Here is a 20,263-nt window from a genome sequence, read left to right on the forward strand (position 1 = left end):
CTTCAGGAGCAGCAATCCATGGCGCAGAAGACTTACAGAAAAGGCTTTCTGACCCTCGCGATCAGCGTCGCGCTGGGTGTTTCTTCGTTCGCACAAGCAGACGTGGTTATCGGCGTTGCCGGTCCGCATACCGGGGCCAATGCTTCGTTTGGCGAGCAATACTGGCGCGGTGCGACTCAGGCAGCAGAAGATCTCAATGCCGCAGGCGGCATCAACGGCGAGAAGATCAGGCTGGTCAAGGCCGACGATGCCTGTGAGCCCAAGCAGGCGGTGTCGGTGGCCAACCGGCTGGTCGACCAGGACAAGGCTATCGCTGTGGTCGGCCATTTCTGTTCTTCATCGAGTATTCCGGCATCAGAGGTGTACGACGAAGCCGGCATCCTCATGGTAACGCCGGGCTCGACCAACCCGCAATTCACCGAGCGCGGCATGCCAGCTGTGTTCCGCATGTGTGGACGGGATGATCAGCAAGGCATCGTCGCCGGCGATTACATCGTCGACACACTGAAGGCCAGCAAGGTGGCGATCCTTCACGACAAGGACACCTACGGCCAGGGTCTGGCCGATGCCACCCGCGCACAACTGGCCAAGCGCGGCGTCAAGGAGGTGCTCTATGAGGGCTTGACCCGGGGCGAGAAGGACTTCAACGCGCTGGTGACCAAGCTGCGTTCCACCGGTGCCGAAGTGGTGTATTTCGGCGGCCTGCACCCGGAAGCCGGACCGCTGGTGCGGCAGATGCGCGAGCAGGGGCTGAACGCCAAATTCCTGTCTGGCGACGGCATTGTTACCGACGAACTGGTCACCACTGCGGGCGGGCCGCAATACACCAAAGGCGTGTTAATGACCTTTGGCGCTGACCCGCGGCGAATTCCCGATGGCCAGGCGGTAATCGAGAAGTTCCGCGCCGGCGGTTTTGAGCCGGAGGGCTACACGCTGTATTCCTACGCGACTTTGCAGGTGATCGCTGCGGCCTTCAACGGCGCCGGGGTGAACGACCCGGCCAAGGCCGCCGAATGGCTGCACGCCAATCCGGTGCAGACGGTGATGGGCAAGAAGGAGTTCGACGAGAAAGGCGATCTCAAGGTCTCCGACTACGTGGTTTACGAGTGGGACGACCAAGGGAAGTATCAACAACAGCAATGATGCAGAACGCCTGCCCCGTTCATGCCTTGGCATGAACGGGATGTTCCCGGGCACTGCTGAATGCGTATCGCACGCCGCAGTCATGTGGCGAGCACCACGCCGGCCGGGAGGGCGGGCGTGGGTTCGGCAGTACCTGTCCGAGATCCGGAGGGCAGCGGTCGTCGTCACGGCCCCGCCCGTTTAGAAGAGATACAGACATGGACGGCATTTTCCTGCAGCAAATGATCAACGGCCTGACGCTGGGGTCGGTCTATGGCTTGATCGCCATTGGCTACACCATGGTGTACGGCATCATCGGCATGATCAACTTCGCCCACGGCGAGGTGTACATGATCAGCGCCTACCTGGCGGCCATCGCCCTGGCCCTGCTGACGTTCTTCGGGCTGGAGTCGTTCCCGCTGCTGATCCTTGGCACCTTGTTGTTCACCATCTTCATCACCGGGGTGTACGGCTGGGTGATCGAGCGCATCGCCTACCGGCCGTTACGCAACTCAACCCGCCTGGCTCCACTGATCAGTGCCATCGGCATGTCGCTGATCCTGCAGAACTACGTTCAGATCAGCCAGGGCGCCCGCCAGCAGGGTGTGCCGACCTTGCTTGATGGAGCGCTGAAACTGAACATCGGTGAGGGCTTCGTGCAGCTCACATACACCAAGGTATTCATTCTTATCGCCGCCTTTGTCGGCATGGCGGTGCTGACCTGGATCATCCATCGCACCCGTCTGGGTCGCATGTGCCGGGCCACCCAGCAGGACCGCAAGATGGCCTCGATCCTGGGCATCAACACCGACCGGGTGATTTCCTACGTGTTCGTCATCGGCGCTTCGATGGCTGCGCTGGCGGGTGTGCTAATTACCCTCAACTATGGCACGTTCGACTTCTATGCCGGCTTCATCATCGGCATCAAGGCGTTCACGGCCGCGGTGCTGGGCGGCATCGGCTCGCTGCCCGGGGCGATGCTCGGCGGGCTGATTCTCGGCGTTGCCGAGGCGCAGTTCTCCGGCATGGTCAACACCGATTACAAGGACGTGTTCAGCTTCTCGCTACTGGTGCTGATCCTGATCTTCCGCCCGCAAGGACTCCTGGGTCGTCCCCAGGTTGCCAAGGTGTGACCATGAGCCGTAACGCGACTTCGGTGGACCTCAAGGAAACCCTGCTCGACACCCTGCTGGCCGGGCTGCTCGCGCTGATCGTCTTCGGCCCTATTGTCGGTGTGCTGCTCGATGGTTATGCCTTCCGCCTGCAGCCAGAACGGGTCGCCATGCTGGTCGGTGCGGTGATGCTCGGTCGCTTGTGCATCAGCCTGTATGCGCAAACGGCCCATGGTCGGGCCTTGATCGAACGGTTCCGGAGCGCTGGTTCCGGCGTGTCCGTGCGGGCGCCCGACTACAAGACGCAACTGCGCTGGATCATCCCGTTGCTGCTGCTGGCGGCATTTGTCTTCCCGTTCTTCGCCAGCAAATACCTGCTCACAGTGGTGATCCTTGGGCTGATCTACGTGCTGCTCGGCCTGGGCCTGAACATCGTGGTTGGCCTGGCAGGATTGCTCGACCTGGGGTTTGTGGCCTTCTATGCCATCGGTGCCTACGGCCTGGCGCTGGGGTATGAATACCTCGGGCTGGGCTTCTGGAGCATGTTGCCGCTGGGTGCCTTGCTGGCGGCGTTCGCCGGTATGCTGCTGGGGTTTCCGGTGCTGCGCATGCATGGCGACTACCTGGCCATCGTCACCCTGGGCTTCGGTGAAATCATTCGCCTGGTGCTGAATAACTGGCTGAGCTTCACAGGTGGGCCAAATGGCATGTCGGTGCCGGCGCCCACAGTGCTGGGTCTGGAGTTCGGGCGGCGGGCTAAGGAGGGCGGGGTGCCGATCCATGAGTATTTCGGTTTCGCCTATAACCCCAATCTCAAATTCTTGTTCATCTACCTCATGCTGTTCCTGGTGGTGATTCTGGTGCTGTACATCAAGCACCGCCTGACCCACATGCCAGTCGGCCGCGCGTGGGAGGCGCTGCGCGAGGACGAAGTGGCCTGCCGCTCGCTGGGCCTCAACCATGTGTTGGTCAAACTCTCGGCCTTCATGCTCGGCGCTTCCACCGCAGGCCTGGCCGGGGTGTTCTTCGCCAGCTATCAGGGCTTCGTCAATCCCTCGTCGTTCACCTTCTTCGAGTCGGCCCTGATCCTTGCCATCGTAGTGCTCGGCGGCATGGGCTCGACGGTCGGCGTGGTGATCGCTGCGTTCGTGCTCACGGTGGCGCCGGAGCTGCTGCGCAGTTTTGCCGACTACCGGGTGCTGCTGTTTGGCATGCTCATGGTGGCGATGATGATCTGGCGACCGCGTGGGCTGATTCGGATCAGCCGGCGTGGTTTCGTTCCGCGCAAGGGAGTAGCGCCATGAGCGACGATTACATTCTCAGCGTCGAGCATCTGATGATGCGCTTTGGCGGCATCAAGGCCCTCAACGATGTCAGCCTGAACATCCAGCGCGGCAGCATCTCGGCGCTGATCGGCCCTAACGGCGCCGGCAAGACCACAGTGTTCAACTGTCTGACCGGTTTTTACAAGGCCACCGGCGGGCGTATCCAACTTAACGCACGGGGCAGCCAGACGGATGTTATCCAGGTGCTGGGCGAGCCCTTTCGCCTGAGCGATTTCGTGTCGCCGCGCCAGCTGGGTAGTCGGCTCTGGTACAAGCTGTTTGGCGGTACCCACCTGGTCAACCGCGCCGGGCTGGCGCGCACGTTTCAGAACATTCGCCTGTTCCGTGAAATGTCCGTGGTGGAAAACTTGTTGGTGGCCCAGCACATGTGGCTGAACCGTGGCCTGCTGGCCGGCGTGTTCCAGACTCCGAGGTTTCGCCAGTCTGAAGAAGACGCGCTGAACCACGCCTTCTACTGGCTGGAGGTGGTCGACCTGGTGGACTGTGCCAATCGCCTGGCCGGCGAGCTGTCCTACGGTCAGCAGCGGCGCCTGGAGATTGCCCGCGCCCTGTGTACGCGCCCGCAACTGATCTGCCTGGACGAGCCGGCAGCGGGTCTCAACCCGCCGGAAACCGTCGCCTTGAGTCGCATCATCCGTACCCTGCGCGACGAGCACGATCTTACGGTACTGCTTATCGAGCATGACATGGGCATGGTCATGAGCATCTCGGATTACATCGTGGTGCTGGACCACGGCGATGTAATCGCCCAAGGCAGGCCGCAGGATATCCGCCATGACCCCAAAGTGATTGCCGCTTATCTGGGCGCTGACGAGGAGGAGGTGGTATGAGCGTCCAAGGACCAGCCCCCAGAATTCCGCTGCTCGAATTCCGTGAGGTGGACGTGTTCTACGGTCCGATCCAGGCTCTGCGTGGCGTCAGCCTGCAGGTCGGTGAGGGCGAGACGGTGTGCCTGATCGGCGCCAACGGCGCGGGCAAATCGACGCTGTTGATGTCGATCTTCGGCCAGCCGCGGGCAGCTGCGGGACAGATTCTGTTTCGCGGCCAGGACATTACCCACAAATCGTCGCACTTCGTGGCCTCCAGTGGTATTGCCCAATCTCCGGAGGGGCGCCGCGTATTTCCCGACATGAACGTTGAGGAAAACCTGCTGATGGGCACCATTCCCATCGGTCTGGCCCATGCCGATGAAGACATGCAGCGCATGTTCGAGTTGTTTCCGCGCCTCAAGGAGCGGCGTAATCAGCGCGCCATGACGCTCTCCGGCGGCGAGCAGCAAATGCTCGCCATCGCCCGCGCGCTGATGAGCCGACCGAAACTGCTGCTGCTCGACGAGCCGTCGCTGGGACTGGCACCGATTGTGGTCAAGCAGATCTTTCAGATCCTGCGCGATCTGGCGGAAGGCGGCATGACCATCTTTCTGGTCGAGCAGAACGCCAACCATGCGCTGAAACTGTCTGATCGCGGTTATGTCATGGCCAACGGGCAGATCCGCCTGAGCGGTAGCGGTGCTGAACTGCTGGGCAATGAGGAAGTGCGCAATGCCTATCTCGGAGGGCATTGAGTCCAAGTGACGGAATGCGTCACCACCTGACTGAGGGGGCAGCCTGTCATGGGATTGTCATAGTTGTTCAGCGATTCTGTGGGCGCATCTGTGCATAACATGAGAATAAACGGCGCAAATCCTTGTCCTATCGGCCTTTCAGCGCTTTGTTGCTTTTTTGTTCAATCAAAAAACCAGCACATATCAAGCACTTGGCAGCGTTCATGACGTTTTGAGAGCAGCTGGAGTTGTCCACCTAAGCGGTGGATAAAACGGTGAGTAAGTGTGGGGTAAGCGTGCCGGGGCGGCATTGAATCAGGCTTTGGCGCGGCTGATCGCTTTTTGACCGTTGGCAAAAAAGGATGGTCAGCTCGCCGGGCGGATGGTGCCGACGAGCTGACCGGGTGCTAATCCATTAGCAGCACTATCATCGTTGCTATCTTCGTGCCATTACCATGACTGCGGACAATTTTTTCTCTTCATCGGGCCGGGACACGCCTGGGATGCTCAGGGTTTGGCGCGCCCCGGGCCGAGCCAATGCCGGCCGCCCACCATGATGAAACGCAGCTGCTGGGTGATCTTCGCTTCGGGGCTCAGGTGAGCGGGCAGGCCGGCAGGTGGCGGATCGATGAGTTCCGGCAAGGTGGCGAACACGGTTTTCACCACCAGGTCGGAGACCACCTCAATGGCCGGCACGTCCAGGTGCGGCATGCGGTTCATCAACTGTAAATCGGCGCACAAATCGTCGGTAATGCATTGGCGCAGGGTGGCAATGGCCTGGCGGATCGGCAGGGAGCCGCCGTACTGCTCGCGGGCCAGAAACAGAAATTGAACGCGGTTGATAGCAACCGCATCAAGGAAAATGCGTGTGCTCGCTTCGATCAGGCCGTTCTGCTCGAACTCGTTGTGGCGGACCCGGCGCAGGGTGTCGCGGAAGGTTTCGCCGACTTCGGCAACCAGCGCCAGGCCCAGTTCGTCCATATCGGCGAAGTGACGGTAAAAGCCGGTCGGCACGATACCGGCGCGGCGCGCGACTTCGCGTAGGCTCAAGCTGCCAAAACCGCGATTGCTGTCCATGAGCTCGCGGGCAGCGTCCATCAGGGCTTGGCGGGTCTGTTGCTTCTGTGCGGTACGAGGTAAGGGCATGGCAAAGGCGTGTCGGGATAACAGGCTGCACTCTAGGGGCGGTTGATGGTTCCTCGCAAGCCATGGGATGCGGCTGATAGCTTTTGACCAAGTCGCAGCTTTTTTTCCCATCGCCAGGTGAGTGGCCCTTGAGTATGCTCCATCGCCTCTGTGGCGCGCTTTTGCGCCTTAGTAGTCGGAGTGCGCGATTATGGTGGCGGTGCAGGCAATTCTGCCGATTTTCCTGTTGGTAATCCTGGGTTATGTAATCGGCCGGCGCCGCTGGCTGAGTGGCGAGGCGGCCACCGGGCTGGCCAGCCTGACCTTCAAGCTGTTCATGCCCGTGCTGTTATTTACCGGCATTGCCAAGGCCGAATTGGCCCAGGGGCTGTCGCCAAACCTGCTGATCGGTTATTTCCTGCCGGTGCTGCTGGTGTTCATAGTGGTCAACCTGCTGGTGCACCTGCGTCGTGGCAAGGCCTCGCCGCTGGGCCTGACGGCTGCCTATTCCAATAACGTGCTGATCGGCATTCCGCTGGTGGCCACGGTGCTGGGTACGGACAGCCTGGTGTATCTGTTCGCAGTGCTGGTGTTCCACAGCCTGTTGCTGTTTTCCCTGCACAGTCTGTATGCGGCCTTCGGCAGCGGTGAAAAAATACAGCCGCTGGCGCTGCTGAAGAACCTGGCCAATCCGGTGATCATCGGCCTGCTGCTCGGTGCTCTGGTCAACCTGTCCGGCCTGGCTATGCCCGAGCCGTTGTGGAAACTGGCCAGCTGGCTGTCGGCCGCAGCCTTGCCGTGCGCCCTCATGGTGCTGGGCATGAGTCTGGCGCGGTACAGCCTGCATTTGTCCCGTGGTGTGCTGGGACTGACCCTGGTGAAGCTCGCGGTATTTCCCGTGGCGGTGTATCTGTTGGCGGCTTGGCTGGGGCTCAACGACACGGCACGCGCGGTGTTGGTATTGATGGCTGCCTGCCCGACGGGAGTCAATGTGCTGGCCTTCGTGCGTACTCCGGAGGACAGCCGCACGGTGAGCTCAACTGTGTGCCTGTCGACCCTGCTGGCGGCGGCCAGTCTGCCGCTGTGGATGATGGTGCTGTGATAAAGAGTGTCAGGCGGATGCGGCTGCGTTTCCGGACACATCAGCCAGAATGAGTCTGAACTGAATCCGATCACACAGGACATCGCCATGAACCTCGCGCCCCGTTATCCGCTGGTGTTGGTGCACGGCATGCTCGGCTTCGTAAGCCTGGCCGGTTATTCCTACTGGTACGGCATCGATACCGCGCTGCGTGCCGCCGGCGCCACGGTGCATGCGGTGCGTCTGTCGGCGGTACATGGCAACACGGTGCGTGGCGAGCAATTGCTGGCCCAGGTCGAAGCGCTCCGCGCCGAGTTGGGTGCCGAGCGGGTGCACCTGATCGGTCACAGTCAGGGTGCGCTGAGCGCGCGTTATGTAGCGGCGCTGCGTCCGCAGTGGGTGGCGTCGGTCACCTCGGTGGCCGGGCCGAACCAGGGTTCGGAGGTGGCCGACTATCTGCAGCTTCACCTGCAGCCGGGCGGACGTCCGCGGCGCTGGCTGGCGAACATCACCCAGGGGCTGGCGTTGGTCATGCAAGGGCTGGATTCTGCCGCTGATGACAGGGTGCTGCCGCGCGACGCCCTGGAATCGTTGCAGGATCTGGGCAGCGAAGGGGTGGCGGCGTTCAACGCGCGTTATCCACAGGGCCTGCCGGCACTCTGGGGCGGTGAGGGCGAGCATGAAGTAGACGGCGTGCGCTATTACTCCTGGTCCGGCACGCTGCAGCCGGGGATTACCGACCAGGGGCGCAACCGTTTCGACCCCAGCCAGCGCCTGTGTCGGCTGTTTTCACGTTGCTTCGTGCGCGAGGCGGGGCAGAACGATGGCATGGTTGGTCGTTTCAGCTCGCACCTGGGGCAGGTGATTCGCTCCGATTACCCGTTCGACCACCTGGACATCGTCAACCAGCAACTCGGCGCGGTGGGGCCGGGAGTCGACCCGGTCGCGGTCTATGTGGAGCATGCCCGGCGTCTGGCTGAAGCCGGGTTGTAGGATGGCGTGGAGCGCAGCGATACCCATCATGTTGTCTTGCCATTGATGGGTATCGGCGCGGAGCCACTGGGTATCTTCTGCATGCGCCTACCTGCGCCTCAACCCATCCCACGCGCTGGGCATTAGACCAGCCGCGACTCCAGGCTGTTTCGGGCCAGACGTTGGGCCTGCTCGCGGGTCATGCCCAGGCTGTCGTGCAGGGCGATGAAGTTCTCCGTGACATAGCCGCCGAAATACGCCGGATCGTCAGAGTTGACCGTGACCTTCACACCCATTTCCAGCAGGTCGAGGATATTGTGCTGGGCCATGTCGTCGAACACCCGCAGCTTGATGTTCGACAGCGGACAGACGGTGAGTGGGATTTGCTCATCAATCAGTCGCTGTAGCAGGCGCGGGTCTTCGGCGGCGCGTACGCCATGGTCGATGCGCTTGGCCTTGAGGAGGTCCAGCGCCTGCCTGATGTACTCCGGCGGGCCTTCCTCCCCGGCGTGGCACACCGCCGGCAAGCCTTCGGCGCGCGCCTTGGCGAATACCCGCTCGAACTTGGACGGCGGATGGCCCAGCTCGGAGCTGTCCAGACCCACGGCGATAAAGGCGTCGCGGTAGGGCATGGCCTGCTCCAGTGTCTTGAACGCTTCCTCCTCGGACAGGTGGCGCAGGAAACTGAGGATCAGCCCGCTTTGGATGCCCAGTTGACCGCGACCGTCCTTGAGGGCCTGGCCGATGCCGTTCACCACCACCTCGAAGGGAATGCCGCGATCGGTATGGGTCTGCGGGTCAAAGAAGGGCTCGGTGTGCACGACGCGCTGGGCTTGGCATTTTTGCAGGTAGGCCCAGGTCAGGTCGTAGAAGTCCTGTTCGGTGCGCAGCACATCGGCGCCCTGGTAATAGAGATCGAGGAATTCCTGCAGGTTGTTGAAAGCGTAGGCGCGGCTCAGGCTGTCCACATCGCTCCAGGGCAGGGAGATTTTATTGCGCTCGGCCAGGGCGAACAGCAGTTCGGGCTCCAGCGAGCCCTCCAGATGCAGGTGCAGTTCGGCCTTGGGCAAGGTATTGAGCCAGGTATGCATGAGTCGCTCCATCAAAACAGGTAGTTGCAGGCTTACCAGGGCAAGGCCTGGCCCTGGTAATCCAGGAAATGCAGGCCGCCCTTGCCTTCGGCTTCGCGCAGCACGCGGCACAAGCCTTCCGTGCTGGTGAGCAGGTCCACCGGTGCGCTGTTGCCGCCCATGTCGGTTTGTACCCAGCCGGGGTGCAGGCAGAGCAGGGTGCGGCGCGAATCTGCGCCGAGCTTTTGCGCCAGACTGTGCACCATATGGTTGAGCGCCGCTTTGCTGGCGCTGTACAGGCGGTGCTGCGCAACTGCCAGCTCCCGGCTGCCCATGATCGAGCTGGTGAAGCCCAGCACACCGTCGGGCTTGAGTAGCGGCAACAAGCGCTCGGCAACTTGCAGCGGAGCGATGGCGTTGGTCATGAACAGTGAGCCGACCTCTTCCAGCGTGGCCGGCTCCACTTCACGGTGCGCCGGCCCCGATACGCCGGCGTTGACCAGCAGCACATCCACCGTAGTGTCCTGCAAGCGCCTGGCCAGTGCCGCGACGCTGACGCGGTCGAGGATATCGAGTTGCTCGGCGCGCACCCCCGGCAGCTTTTGCAATTGCAGCAGGCCTTTGGTGTTGCGGTAGGTGGCGATTACCTTCCAGCCCTGCTCGAGAAAACGCTGCGCCAACCCCAGGCCGATGCCGCGGGATGCGCCAATGATCAAAGCGGTCTTGCTCATGTTGCCTACCTTCATGCTGCGAAAACTGCCACAAGGATAACGTGCTTGCCCGTGCACAGGCTTAGCGACGTTGTATATGGATGCGCCCCCGGCTGAGGTCGGCCAACTGGCGCTGGACGGATTCGAGCTGCTGAGCAGGCAAGGCGAACTGCAGTTCCACACCGTCGGCCAGGAACTGCTCGGTTTCGATCACCCCATCCGCCTCGGCCAGGCGCTGGCGCACCAGCGCCAGTTCGGCGAATCCGCAGCGACAGCTCAAGGCAATACGCGGCACCAATTCCAGACGTTCGCCGGCCTGCAGGCACTTGGCCGCACTGCCGCCGTAGGCGCGGGCCAGGCCGCCGGTGCCCAGCTGAATGCCGCCGTACCAGCGGATCACCAGCACCGCGACCTGATCGCACTCCTGGCCCTCGATGGCAGCCAGGATCGGCCGGCCCGCAGTGCCGCCGGGTTCGCCGTCGTCGTTGAAGCGGTACTGCGCGCCGACCTTCCAGGCCCAGCAGTTGTGCGTGGCGGCGGGCTCGCTGTGGGCGGCAATAAACGCCTGGGCCTCTTCGGCGCTGGCGACCGGTGCGGCGAGGGCCAGAAAACGGCTCTTGCGAATGTCTTCCTGATACTGGCAAGGCGCGGCGAGGGTATAGGGCATGGCGAATGTCTTTCTTTGAAAGGGGCTTAAAGAGGGCAGAGCGCTCGGTTAGTGGGCGGTGGCCAATGCGGCGAGAAACTCTTCCAGCACCAAATGGGCGCGCCGGCCCTTGCGCGTCACCGAGGCAAGGCTCAGCTCATAAAAACGCGCATCGGGTTGCAACGCGCGCAACCGACCTTCGCGCACCCAGGGCTCGGCGTAATGGTCGGGCAGGTAACCGATGTAGTGCCCGGTGAGGATCAGAAACGCCATGCCCTCGCGGTCCGAAGCGCTGGCCGTGCAGTGCAGGGCGCGGTAATGGGCCTGGGCGTGGGGCGGCAGGCGGAAGGTTGGCGCAATGGCGTCCTGGCTGTCCAGGCGCGCATCGTCGAGCTGCGCTTCGTCGATGTCGAACAACGGGTGGCCGACCGCACAGTACAGCTGTGAGCGCTCGCCGTAGAGCGGCTGGTAGTCGAGGCCCGGCAGCGCGCCGGCCTGCGGCACCACGCCGATGTGCAGACGACCGTCGAGCACGCCTTGCTCCACTTCGCTGGGCGGGACCATGCGGATATTGATGCGCACGTCCGGGCCGCGCTCCTTCAAGCGCGCCAGGGCGTGGGTGATGCGCATGTGCGGCACGGTCACCAGGTTGTCGGTGAGGCCGATATTCAATTCGCCGCGCAACTGCCGGTGCAGGCCGTTGACCTCGCTTCGAAAACCTTCCAGCGCGGCAAGCAGGTGCTGGGTGGCGCGATACACCTCGCGGCCCTCGTCGGTGAGGGCGAAACCGGCGCGCCCACGCTGACACAGGCGCAGGCCGAGGCGCTGCTCCAGATCACTCATCTGTTGACTGATCGCCGAGCGGCCGATGCCCAGTACGCTTTCGGCAGCCGAAAAACCGCCGCACTCCGCTACGCGGCAAAACACGCGCAGCAAGCGCAGATCGAAGTCGCTGACCTGGGCCAAAGGATCGGTGCGGCGGCTGTTCATTGGTTTAGTAATCCCTTAACTGAAGATCCATAAAGTTGGCTGTTTCCGAATCTAAGCCCGTGGCACCTTCGACGTCTACCCTGTAGAGGCGACGCGGTTCGCGACCCGTGCGGCAGTCGGATAGTGAATCCCGCGCTACCCACAACAACAATCACGATTCTGCGAGGCTCGCTCGATGAACATGCCGCATACCGCTCCGTTGCCCCTGGCCGCCCAGCTCAAGTTGGACGCCCACTGGATGCCCTTTAGCGCCAACCGCAATTTCCAGCGCGATCCGCGCTTGATCGTCGCCGCCGAAGGCAGCTGGCTGGTGGACGACAAGGGGCGGCGTATCTACGACAGCCTGTCCGGACTCTGGACCTGCGGCGCCGGCCATTCGCGCAAGGAAATCCAGGCGGCGGTCAGTCAGCAACTGGGCACTCTCGATTATTCGCCGGGCTTTCAGTACGGCCATCCGCTGTCCTTCCAGTTGGCGGAGAAGATTGCCGAGCGCCTGCCCGGTGAACTCGACCATGTGTTTTTCACCAACTCCGGCTCCGAGTGCGCCGACACCGCCATCAAGATGGCCCGCGCCTACTGGCGCATCAAAGGCCAGGCCAGCAAGACCAAGCTGATCGGCCGCGCCCGTGGCTACCACGGCGTCAACGTCGCCGGCACCGCGCTGGGCGGCATGGGCGGCAACCGCAAGAGCTTCGGCCTGATGATGGATGCCGACCATTTGCCGCACACCCTGCAGCCCGGCCTGGCCTTCACCAAGGGCATGGCCGAGACCGGCGGCGTCGAACTGGCCAATGACCTGCTGCGTCTGATCGAGCTGCACGACGCCTCGAATATCGCGGCGGTGATCGTCGAGCCGATGTCCGGCTCGGCCGGCGTGATCGTGCCGCCGACGGGTTACCTGCAACGCCTGCGCGAAATCTGCGATGCCAACAACATCTTGCTGATCTTCGATGAGGTGATCACCGGCTTCGGCCGCCTCGGCGCCTACAGCGGCGCGGAGTATTTTGGCGTCACCCCGGACATCATGAATATTGCCAAGCAGGTCACCAACGGCGCCGTGCCGCTGGGCGCAGTGGTTGCCAGCCGTGAGATTTATCAGACCTTCATGGGCCAGCAGATTCCAGAATACGCGGTGGAATTCCCCCACGGCTACACCTACTCGGCGCACCCGGTGGCGTGCGCCGCCGGCCTTGCCTCGCTGGAAATCCTGGCGCGGGAAAACCTGGTGCAGCAGGCCGCCGAGCTGACGCCGTATTTCGAGCAGGCCATTCACGGTCTGCAGGGCGCGAACAACGTGGTGGATATCCGCAACTGCGGGCTGGCCGGCGCCATCCAGATCGCCCCCCGCGACGGCGACGCCATCGTGCGGCCCTTCGAGGCGGCGATGAAGCTCTGGCAGGCCGGCTTCTACGTGCGCTTTGGCGGCGATTGCCTGCAGTTTGGCCCGACCTTCAACGCCAAGCCCGAGGAGCTGGACAGCCTGTTCAATGCCGTCGGCGAGGCGCTGAATCAGACCGGCTAAAACGGAGCGCGGTGCGGCGGCTACTCGTAGAAGCGGACGTGTCCGCGATGGGGCCGTCACCGTGCCGCCTGAATCTACGGGTGGATGCCGCGTTGTTATTCCACACGTCTCGCAACAGAACATGGAGTGCCCATGAGCCACATCCCGCACCTGATCAACGGCGAGCGTATCGCCGGTCAAGGCCGTAGCGCCGACGTCTTCAATCCTTCCACCGGCCAGGCGATTCACCAGGTCGCGCTGGCCGACCGCGCCACCGTGCAGCAAGCCATCGACGCGGCCCAGGCGGCCTTTCCTGCCTGGCGCAACACCCCACCGGCCAAGCGCGCCCAGGTCATGTTCCGCTTCAAGCAATTGCTGGAGCAACACAAGGACGCCATCGTCCAACTGATCAGCGAAGAACACGGCAAGACCCTTGAAGACGCGGCGGGCGAGTTGCAGCGCGGAATCGAAAACGTCGAATACGCCTGCGGCGCGCCGGAACTGCTCAAAGGCGAATACAGCCGCAACGTGGGCCCGAACATCGACGCCTGGAGCGATCAACAGCCGCTCGGCGTGGTCGCCGGCATCACCCCGTTCAACTTCCCGGCCATGGTACCGCTGTGGATGTACCCGCTGGCCATCGCCTGCGGCAACTGCTTCATCCTCAAACCTTCCGAACGCGACCCCAGCTCGGCGCTGTACATCGCCGACCTGCTCAACCAGGCCGGCCTGCCGAAGGGCGTACTCAACGTAGTCCACGGCGACAAGGACGCAGTGGACGCGCTGCTCGAAGCGCCAGAGATCAAAGCGGTCAGCTTTGTCGGCTCCACGCCGATCGCCGAATACATCTATGCCGAAGGCACCAAACGAGGCAAACGCGTGCAAGCCCTCGGCGGCGCCAAGAACCACGCGGTGCTAATGCCCGACGCTGATCTCGACAATGCCGTCAGCTCCCTGATGGGCGCGGCCTACGGCTCCTGCGGCGAGCGCTGCATGGCCATCTCCGTGGCGGTGTGCGTGGGCGATCAGATCGCCGATGCGCTGGTCGCCAAGCTGGTGCCGCAGATTCAGGCGTTGAAAGTTGGTGCGGGCACCTCTTGCGGCCTGGACATGGGCCCGCTGGTGACCCGCCAGCACCTGGACAAGGTCAGCGGCTACGTCGAAGACGGCGTGCGCGCTGGCGCCGAACTGGTGGTTGACGGTCGTGGCTTGTCCGTAGCGGGGCATGAAGACGGCTTCTTCCTTGGCGGCTGCCTGTTCGACGGCGTCACCCCGGACATGCGCATCTACCGAGAAGAAATCTTCGGCCCGGTGCTGTGCATCGTCCGCGTCGACAGCCTGGAAGCCGCCATGCAATTGATCAACGCCCACGAATACGGCAACGGCACCTGCATCTTCACCCGCGACGGCGAAGCCGCCCGGCTGTTCTGCGACGAAATCGAAGTCGGCATGGTCGGCGTCAACGTCCCCCTGCCGGTGCCCGTTGCCTACCACAGCTTCGGCGGCTGGAAGCGCTCCCTGTTCGGCGACCTGCACGCCTACGGGCCGGACGGTGTGCGCTTCTACACCCGGCGCAAGGCGATTACCCAGCGCTGGCCGCAACGGGCGAGCCACGAAGCGGCGCAGTTTGCGTTTCCGAGCAATGGGTAAGTGAGAAGGGCGTGAACTAACAGGCCGGTCGGAGACTGGCCTTTTTGCATGGAGCTTTGATGGGTATCGCTGCGCTCAACACCATCCTACATCCTGACCGAAACTTCGAATTCGTAGGATGGGTGGAGCGCAGCGATACCCATCAATTGATCCTTGCCAAGCCCCGTTCATTTCGTTCACCCGCATTATTCTCTATTCCTTCGCCTGCCCAATCCTCAGGTAACAAACCCATCAGGACATAGCGGTGGAAAGACGACCACGGCCAGTCGGCAAGATTTTCGACATGCCCATGTTTTCGGGGATTGTGGTGGATGTAATTCACGTGTCGGACGAAGTCCTTTTCGTCGCGAATGCGATGTTCCCAATAGCGACGCTGCCAGATGCCGCGCTCGCCTCGCCGTGCGCGGCTGGCGGAAATGTGTTCGTGTTTTGGCAGGCTGCGCGAGAAATGCGCTTTGATCAGTCGCCAACGCAGGGGGTAATCGGCATCGTGCGCCGGCAGGGTGCAGATCGCATGCAGGTGATCGGGCAGGATGACGACGGCGTCTATCCGCCATGGATGACGGTGCATGGCATAGACGAAGGCGCTACGCAGGTTTTCGATGTGCGTAGTGAGCAATGTGGCGTTGCGGTCAGCGAGGTTGAGTGTGAAGAACCAGGTGGCGCCGGGTGTGTGGTCGCGGCGGTAGGCGGTCATCGGTATGCAGTCCTTTGCATTATGGGTGTGAGAGACGATAGGTATCGCTGCGCTCAACCCATCCTACGGAATGGTTAAAACTGAAACTCCAGCCCGGCGCCGGCATACCAGGAGCGGCCCGGTGCGGCTTCGTAGTAGCGGCCATTGCCGTCGCCGACGATCACCGAACCGACGTATTGGCGGTCCAGCAGGTTGTCCAGGCGCAGGGTCTGGTGAAAGGTCCAGGGCCCGCTTCGCTGTTCGAGGCGCGCGCGCCAGTGGAACACGGCATAGCTCGGCGCGGCTTTGGCGGTGTTGGTGTCTTCGGTGTAGACCTGGCTGCGGTACTGGGCTTCAAGGGCGGTGCTGATGCCGTCTTGCGGACGCCAGTTGAGTTCGCCGTAAAGGGTGGTGCGCGGTACGCCGGGTAAATCGTTGCCTTCTTCTATAGAGAGGTTGCCAGCGTTGAAGCGCGAGGCGTAGGTGGCGCTCAGGTAGGTGTAGGCGAGGTAGGCCGACCAGTGCTCGCTGAGCTGGCTGTCCAGGCCCAGCTCGAACCCGCGGCGTTGGGTGCGGCCGGCGTTCTGGTAGCTGGTGCGGCCGTTCTGGTTGGCGAAGACGACGATTTCATCGTCAGTGTCGATCTGGAACAGCGCGGCGTTGATGCGCACGCGTTCGCCGAGCAGGGCTTTCAGGCCGAGTTCGTATTGCGTGCTGGTGGCCGGGTCCAGATTCAGATTGGAGCCGCTGCCGCCACCGGGGGCGTAGGCCAGTTCGCCCTGGGTTGGCGTCTCGAAGGCTTTGCCGACACTGATGTAGCCATTGAGCGTCGGGCTGAAGGCGTAGCCGAGGCTCAGAGTGGGCGTGGCCTGCTCGAAACGCCGCCGGCCGCTGTCGTCGCCGTTGTCGGCGGTGATGAAGCGGTCGTCGATGTCGATTTCCACGGTGCTGTAGCGCAAGCCGCCCTGCAGGGTCCAGTCGCCTAGTTTCCACGTGGCCTGGGCGTAGGGGTCGAGGCTGGTGACGGTGTCGATTTCGTCGCGGCGCAGTTCGCCTTTCACGCCGAGTTGGTCGCCGACGAAGTTCTGGTAGCCCTGGCGGTCGTCGCGACTGCGGTCGTAGTCCAGGCCGAACACCAGTTGCAGGTCGCCGGGTGCACTTTCCAGGGGCTGTAACCAGCGCAGGCTGCCGCCATAAAAGGTGCGGTCGAAGTCCACCACCCCGCCGCCACGCTCGTTGGCGGGCACGGCTTTGGGGATCGACAGAAATTGCAGCACGCTGCGCCGGCCGGTGTAGGCAGTGGCCTGCAGGGTGGCGTCGCCGAAACGGCGCTCGTAATTGCTGCCCAGTTGCTGGTGGTCGATGCTCTTGCGTGTGTCGTAGAGCAGCGCGTTGGCGGTCACCGAACGGGGATCGGCGCGATAGCCTACCCAGGTCTGGCCCAGCGGGTCTTCGGTGTCGTTTTGCTCCAGGCTGCTGAAGACCAGGTTCAGCGTGCTGTCGTCGTCCGGCGCAAGGTTGAGTTTGGCGAACGTCTGGTCGCGACGGGCGGCGCTGTGGTCGCGGTAGCCGTCGGTGTCCAGGCGCGAGGCGTCGAGCAGGAAGCCGATGCCGTCGGTTTCGCCTTCCACACTGAAGTGGTTGCGTGTCAGGCCGTCGCTGCCGAACAGGGTTTCGACGCCCGCACGCGGACTGCCGCGGCCATCGCGGGAAAACACCTGGATAACGCCGCCGGCATTGCTGCCATACAGGGTCGATGCGGGGCCGCGTAATACTTCGATGCGATCTGCGGTGTCCAGATTGAAGGTGGCGGCCTGACCCTGGCCGTCTGGGGTACTGGCCGGGATGCCGTCGGCGATCAATTTGATGCCGCGTACGCCAAACGCCGAGCGGGTGCCGAATCCCCGCGAGGAAATCTGCAGGTCTTGGGCATAGTTCTGGCGATTCTGGATGGCCAAGCCGGGAACGCGGCTGAGTGCTTCGGAAGCGTTGATGCCCAACTGACCTTCGCTGATCTGGCGGCTGTTGACGCTGTCGATGGAGTAGGGCTGGTCGAAGCTGGGTGTGGACAGGCGGCTGCCGGTGACTACCAGCGGGGTGGCGATTTCCAGGGTTTCGGCGCTGGCTGGGATGGGCAGGAGCAGGACGAGCAAAGAATGGAAAATCGATTTCGTCATGTAAGTGCCGGAGTAAACGCGTCGGAACCTTGGTTATAGACTACTTGCGCAAGGAGTTGCGGTTCCGCTTGGCGCTGATAGACGTCCCTGTATATTCGGTTAGTCCTGTCACGAGTGTGCTTTGGGCCACTGTGCAACCGGTGCATATCAGCTTACATGCCTGCCTGTGTTTACCAGTACGGGAAGTCTGTGATGTCTGCTCATAGATTGTCGAAAGCGTCCCTGAGCCATATTCGTCAGGTGTTCAACGAATTGGAGCCTGCACCGGTCCAGGTGCGGGAAGGATTTTTCCGCGCCTGCTTTATTGGCCCGTGGTGGTTGCGTGCCAGTGCCGGGCCGAGCGTTGCGCTGAGCGGTTTGCCGGGCTGGCAGGGCAAGCGCTTCCTGGATGCGGATACAGCGACCAATGTGCTGCGCACGGCAAGCGGCAGCGTAGAGAAGCTGCGGATGCAATGCCGGGAAGGTGCGTCACTGGTGGATGGACGACAGGGTGTGGCGTTGCACTACGGCAAGGACGCGGTGTTGCCATGGCGCTGGGTCGTTGATGAGCTGCGCGTGCTGAATGAAGGCACGCTGTTGGGCATGACGGTGATCAATCTGCCGGTATTGCGGCATCTGGCGTTCCCCTTTCTGTTGCAGCGTGAATCATGAGCGAGCCCTTCGACTTCGATGTGCTGATTGTGGGTTCGGGCTTTGGCGGCAGCGTTTCGGCGTTGCGCATGGCCGAGCGGGGGCTGAAGGTTGCCGTGCTGGAGCAAGGGCGCCGTGTGACGGAAGCGGATCTGGAGCGAGCAGGTCAGGACGCGAGAGCGCTGACCTGGGCGCCGATGCTGAGGCGCTATGGCTTTCTGGCTCAGGATATTTATCGTCACTTGGGTGTGGTGCGCGGCATCGGCGTGGGCGGCGGCAGTCTGGTGTATGCCGCCGTGTTGCTGGAGCCGGGGGAGCGCTTCTATCGCGATCCAACCTGGAGTGCGCTGAGTCCCGATTGGTCTGCCGAACTGGCGCCGCATTACGCCACGGCCAAACGCATACTCGGCGTGGCGGTGAATCCCTATCGCGGCATTCAGGATGAGTGGTTGGAAACCACCGCGGAGCGTATGGGCGCGGCGCATACATTTGGCTCGGTGCCGCAGGGTATCTATTTTGGTGATCCACATCGTTTTACCGACGACCCCCTTCTGGATGGACAGGGGCCGGCCCGTCGCGGCTGCAACCTGTGCGGTCGCTGTATCACCGGCTGCTCCCAGGGTGCGAAGAACAGCCTCGACCACAATTACCTCTATCTGGCTGAGCAGTTGGGCGTGCAGATTCTTGCGGAGTCTCGGGTCACGCATATAAAGGAAGAAGGGGAGGGGTATCGGGTTTATCGCCGTCACCCCTGGAAGCGTCAGGCACAGGAGTCGCTCAGGGCGCGTCGGGTGATTCTCTCGGCTGGCGTGACCGGCACCCTGGAAATCCTGTTCGCCTCCCGTGATCACTATAAAACGCTGCCGGACATTTCCCGCGCGCTGGGTGAGCACGTGCGCACCAACAGCGAGGCCATTGTCAGCATCCTTGCCAAAGACAGCGCTATGGATGTCTCCCAGGGCACAACCATCTCGACACACTTCCATCCGGACGAGAAAACCCACATTACGCAAAACCGTTTCCCGGCCAGCTATAACTTCATGCGCTTCTATATGGGGCCGTTAATGGATGGCGAACGACCCTGGCGCCGAGCTCTGGGTGTAGTGGGTCAGTTCCTGCGTCATCCTGTTCGTTCAACGATTGGCTGGCGCGCCAAAGGCTGGCATCGGCGGGTCTCCGTGCTGACGGTAATGCAGCAGGCGGACAATGAACTTCGCTTTGTCTATGGTCGGAGCTTGTTGCGCGGCGGGCGGCGTTCATTGGTTTCTGAGGTTGCCGTCGGGGATCGGGCTCCTTCCTATCTTCCCCAGGCCAATGCGGCTGCGCGCATTTTTGCGGAGGTCAGCCAGGGGGATGCGCAGAACGTCTTGCCGGAAAGCCTGGCCAATCTCTCCGTAACGGCACATCTGCTCGGCGGGGCGGTGATGGCCGTAGGTCCGGAGCAAGGCGTCATTGACCAAAACCACGAAGTCTTCGGCTATTCTGGTTTGTATGTAGTTGATGGCAGCGCCATCCCCGTTAATGTGGGGGTCAACCCCAGCCTGACCATCACGGCGTTGGCAGAACGCTTTGCCGGTAAGTTGGCTCAGGGGTTATAGCCGCCTAACGGTATCTGCAATAAAACTGCAAATAACCGTTGACGGCACAATCCAGCGGCCTATAATGCGCCCCACTTCCGGTGCAGTCCTTACTGAAAACTCCTTGTAGATCAACGAGTTAAGTGGTTTGAAGGGTGTCGGAAGGTTCGCTTTTCGAAGCGAATGCGGTGCGAGGTTGGAGTTGACAGCGGCTCAGGTTGCTGTAGAATTCGCCTCCCGCTACCGAGCTGGGGTTTACTTCGGTCGGTAGCGCAAGTGGTTGAGAAGGTTGAAAAAAATCTTCAAAAACAACTTGACGGCAAGTAAGGCTGCTG

Annotated in this window: 19 protein-coding genes; 11 read left to right on the plus strand and 8 right to left on the minus strand. The window is 62.3% G+C overall.

Features of this window, described 5'->3' with window-relative positions:
- Positions 1–18 precede the first annotated feature (18 nt).
- The 5 genes from H9642_RS16075 to H9642_RS16095 all read left to right on the plus strand — a co-directional run bounded on the left by H9642_RS16075 (position 19) and on the right by H9642_RS16095 (position 5,144).
- Complete coding sequence (locus H9642_RS16075) at positions 19–1,143, plus strand: branched-chain amino acid ABC transporter substrate-binding protein (RefSeq protein ID WP_251837478.1); 1,125 nt, start codon at positions 19–21, stop codon at positions 1,141–1,143.
- Between the two features lie 197 nt (positions 1,144–1,340).
- The gene (locus H9642_RS16080) at positions 1,341–2,255 is read left to right on the plus strand and encodes an ABC transporter permease subunit (protein WP_251837479.1); all 915 of its coding nucleotides are present in this window, start codon (positions 1,341–1,343) and stop codon (positions 2,253–2,255) included.
- Between the two features lie 2 nt (positions 2,256–2,257).
- On the plus strand, positions 2,258–3,538 hold the full coding sequence (gene livM / locus H9642_RS16085; RefSeq protein WP_251837480.1) for a high-affinity branched-chain amino acid ABC transporter permease LivM: 1,281 nt from the start codon (positions 2,258–2,260) through the stop codon (positions 3,536–3,538).
- Complete coding sequence (locus tag H9642_RS16090; protein ID WP_251837481.1) at positions 3,535–4,410, plus strand: ABC transporter ATP-binding protein; 876 nt, start codon at positions 3,535–3,537, stop codon at positions 4,408–4,410. The genes livM and H9642_RS16090 overlap by 4 nt, the downstream gene beginning before the upstream one ends.
- Positions 4,407–5,144, plus strand: coding sequence for an ABC transporter ATP-binding protein (locus H9642_RS16095; RefSeq protein ID WP_251837482.1), 738 nt, complete (start codon positions 4,407–4,409; stop codon positions 5,142–5,144). The genes H9642_RS16090 and H9642_RS16095 overlap by 4 nt, the downstream gene beginning before the upstream one ends.
- Before the next feature lie 486 nt (positions 5,145–5,630).
- Here the strand turns inward: H9642_RS16095 and H9642_RS16100 are convergent, their stop codons facing one another.
- Entirely contained in the window at positions 5,631–6,269 is a 639-nt protein-coding gene (locus H9642_RS16100) for a TetR family transcriptional regulator (RefSeq protein WP_251837483.1), read from the minus strand.
- A 190-nt stretch (positions 6,270–6,459) separates the two neighbouring features.
- Here H9642_RS16100 and H9642_RS16105 point away from each other — a divergent pair, with 190 nt between their 5' ends.
- Positions 6,460–7,350, plus strand: coding sequence for an AEC family transporter (locus H9642_RS16105; protein ID WP_251837484.1), 891 nt, complete (start codon positions 6,460–6,462; stop codon positions 7,348–7,350).
- A gap of 87 nt (positions 7,351–7,437) precedes the next feature.
- The gene (locus tag H9642_RS16110; RefSeq protein ID WP_286010379.1) at positions 7,438–8,322 is read left to right on the plus strand and encodes an esterase/lipase family protein; all 885 of its coding nucleotides are present in this window, start codon (positions 7,438–7,440) and stop codon (positions 8,320–8,322) included.
- Positions 8,323–8,444: 122 nt separating this feature from the next.
- On the opposite strand, the gene H9642_RS16115 is transcribed toward H9642_RS16110, so the two are convergent.
- From H9642_RS16115 to H9642_RS16130, 4 genes are all read right to left on the minus strand, one after another.
- Positions 8,445–9,392, minus strand: a complete 948-nt coding sequence (locus H9642_RS16115) for an adenosine deaminase (RefSeq protein WP_251837485.1) — start codon at positions 9,390–9,392, stop codon at positions 8,445–8,447.
- Between the two features lie 32 nt (positions 9,393–9,424).
- A complete protein-coding gene (locus H9642_RS16120) occupies positions 9,425–10,102 on the minus strand; it encodes an SDR family oxidoreductase (protein WP_251837486.1) in 678 nt (225 codons plus the stop codon).
- A 61-nt stretch (positions 10,103–10,163) separates the two neighbouring features.
- Positions 10,164–10,748, minus strand: a complete 585-nt coding sequence (locus tag H9642_RS16125) for an IMPACT family protein (protein ID WP_251837487.1) — start codon at positions 10,746–10,748, stop codon at positions 10,164–10,166.
- A 48-nt stretch (positions 10,749–10,796) separates the two neighbouring features.
- Positions 10,797–11,717: a LysR family transcriptional regulator gene (locus H9642_RS16130; protein ID WP_251837488.1), complete on the minus strand. Its 921-nt coding sequence runs from the start codon at positions 11,715–11,717 to the stop codon at positions 10,797–10,799.
- 175 nt (positions 11,718–11,892) lie between these two features.
- Here H9642_RS16130 and aptA point away from each other — a divergent pair, with 175 nt between their 5' ends.
- Positions 11,893–13,239 (plus strand): omega-aminotransferase AptA, encoded by a 1,347-nt coding sequence (gene aptA, locus H9642_RS16135; RefSeq protein WP_251837489.1) that lies wholly within the window; start codon positions 11,893–11,895, stop codon positions 13,237–13,239.
- Between the two features lie 132 nt (positions 13,240–13,371).
- Positions 13,372–14,868 carry a CoA-acylating methylmalonate-semialdehyde dehydrogenase gene (locus tag H9642_RS16140; RefSeq protein ID WP_251837490.1) on the plus strand — a complete coding sequence of 499 codons (1,497 nt, stop codon included), beginning with the start codon at positions 13,372–13,374 and terminating at the stop codon, positions 14,866–14,868.
- A 142-nt stretch (positions 14,869–15,010) separates the two neighbouring features.
- On the opposite strand, the gene H9642_RS16145 is transcribed toward H9642_RS16140, so the two are convergent.
- Entirely contained in the window at positions 15,011–15,565 is a 555-nt protein-coding gene (locus H9642_RS16145) for an REP-associated tyrosine transposase (RefSeq protein ID WP_251837491.1), read from the minus strand.
- A 74-nt stretch (positions 15,566–15,639) separates the two neighbouring features.
- Positions 15,640–17,721, minus strand: coding sequence for a TonB-dependent receptor family protein (locus H9642_RS16150; protein ID WP_251837492.1), 2,082 nt, complete (start codon positions 17,719–17,721; stop codon positions 15,640–15,642).
- 192 nt (positions 17,722–17,913) lie between these two features.
- Between H9642_RS16150 and H9642_RS16155 the strand changes: the two genes are divergently transcribed.
- Positions 17,914–18,372, plus strand: coding sequence for a hypothetical protein (locus H9642_RS16155; RefSeq protein WP_251837493.1), 459 nt, complete (start codon positions 17,914–17,916; stop codon positions 18,370–18,372).
- The gene (locus H9642_RS16160) at positions 18,369–19,949 is read left to right on the plus strand and encodes a GMC oxidoreductase (protein ID WP_251837494.1); all 1,581 of its coding nucleotides are present in this window, start codon (positions 18,369–18,371) and stop codon (positions 19,947–19,949) included. Before H9642_RS16155 ends, H9642_RS16160 begins: the two co-directional genes overlap by 4 nt.
- 118 nt (positions 19,950–20,067) lie before the next feature.
- On the opposite strand, the gene H9642_RS16165 is transcribed toward H9642_RS16160, so the two are convergent.
- On the minus strand, positions 20,068–20,263 hold a 196-nt coding region (locus H9642_RS16165; RefSeq protein WP_251837495.1), incomplete at its 5' end, for a hypothetical protein.

Origin of the sequence: Serpens gallinarum (assembly GCF_014836765.1) — a bacterium.
In the GTDB taxonomy this organism is placed as follows: domain Bacteria; phylum Pseudomonadota; class Gammaproteobacteria; order Pseudomonadales; family Pseudomonadaceae; genus Serpens; species Serpens gallinarum.

Excerpts from the sequence above, each read along its gene's own strand:
- H9642_RS16090 (WP_251837481.1), top strand. The coding sequence starts at position 3,535 with ATGAGCGACGATTACATTCTCAGCGTCGAGCATCTGATGATGCGCTTT.
- H9642_RS16150 (WP_251837492.1), bottom strand. The coding sequence starts at position 17,721 with ATGACGAAATCGATTTTCCATTCTTTGCTCGTCCTGCTCCTGCCCATC.
- aptA (WP_251837489.1), top strand. The coding sequence starts at position 11,893 with ATGAACATGCCGCATACCGCTCCGTTGCCCCTGGCCGCCCAGCTCAAG.
- H9642_RS16075 (WP_251837478.1), top strand. The coding sequence starts at position 19 with ATGGCGCAGAAGACTTACAGAAAAGGCTTTCTGACCCTCGCGATCAGC.
- H9642_RS16130 (WP_251837488.1), bottom strand. The coding sequence starts at position 11,717 with ATGAACAGCCGCCGCACCGATCCTTTGGCCCAGGTCAGCGACTTCGAT.
- H9642_RS16125 (WP_251837487.1), bottom strand. The coding sequence starts at position 10,748 with ATGCCCTATACCCTCGCCGCGCCTTGCCAGTATCAGGAAGACATTCGC.
- H9642_RS16120 (WP_251837486.1), bottom strand. The coding sequence starts at position 10,102 with ATGAGCAAGACCGCTTTGATCATTGGCGCATCCCGCGGCATCGGCCTG.
- H9642_RS16115 (WP_251837485.1), bottom strand. The coding sequence starts at position 9,392 with ATGCATACCTGGCTCAATACCTTGCCCAAGGCCGAACTGCACCTGCAT.
- H9642_RS16140 (WP_251837490.1), top strand. The coding sequence starts at position 13,372 with ATGAGCCACATCCCGCACCTGATCAACGGCGAGCGTATCGCCGGTCAA.
- H9642_RS16100 (WP_251837483.1), bottom strand. The coding sequence starts at position 6,269 with ATGCCCTTACCTCGTACCGCACAGAAGCAACAGACCCGCCAAGCCCTG.
- H9642_RS16160 (WP_251837494.1), top strand. The coding sequence starts at position 18,369 with ATGAGCGAGCCCTTCGACTTCGATGTGCTGATTGTGGGTTCGGGCTTT.
- livM (WP_251837480.1), top strand. The coding sequence starts at position 2,258 with ATGAGCCGTAACGCGACTTCGGTGGACCTCAAGGAAACCCTGCTCGAC.
- H9642_RS16080 (WP_251837479.1), top strand. The coding sequence starts at position 1,341 with ATGGACGGCATTTTCCTGCAGCAAATGATCAACGGCCTGACGCTGGGG.
- H9642_RS16155 (WP_251837493.1), top strand. The coding sequence starts at position 17,914 with ATGTCTGCTCATAGATTGTCGAAAGCGTCCCTGAGCCATATTCGTCAG.
- H9642_RS16095 (WP_251837482.1), top strand. The coding sequence starts at position 4,407 with ATGAGCGTCCAAGGACCAGCCCCCAGAATTCCGCTGCTCGAATTCCGT.
- H9642_RS16110 (WP_286010379.1), top strand. The coding sequence starts at position 7,438 with ATGAACCTCGCGCCCCGTTATCCGCTGGTGTTGGTGCACGGCATGCTC.
- H9642_RS16145 (WP_251837491.1), bottom strand. The coding sequence starts at position 15,565 with ATGACCGCCTACCGCCGCGACCACACACCCGGCGCCACCTGGTTCTTC.
- H9642_RS16105 (WP_251837484.1), top strand. The coding sequence starts at position 6,460 with ATGGTGGCGGTGCAGGCAATTCTGCCGATTTTCCTGTTGGTAATCCTG.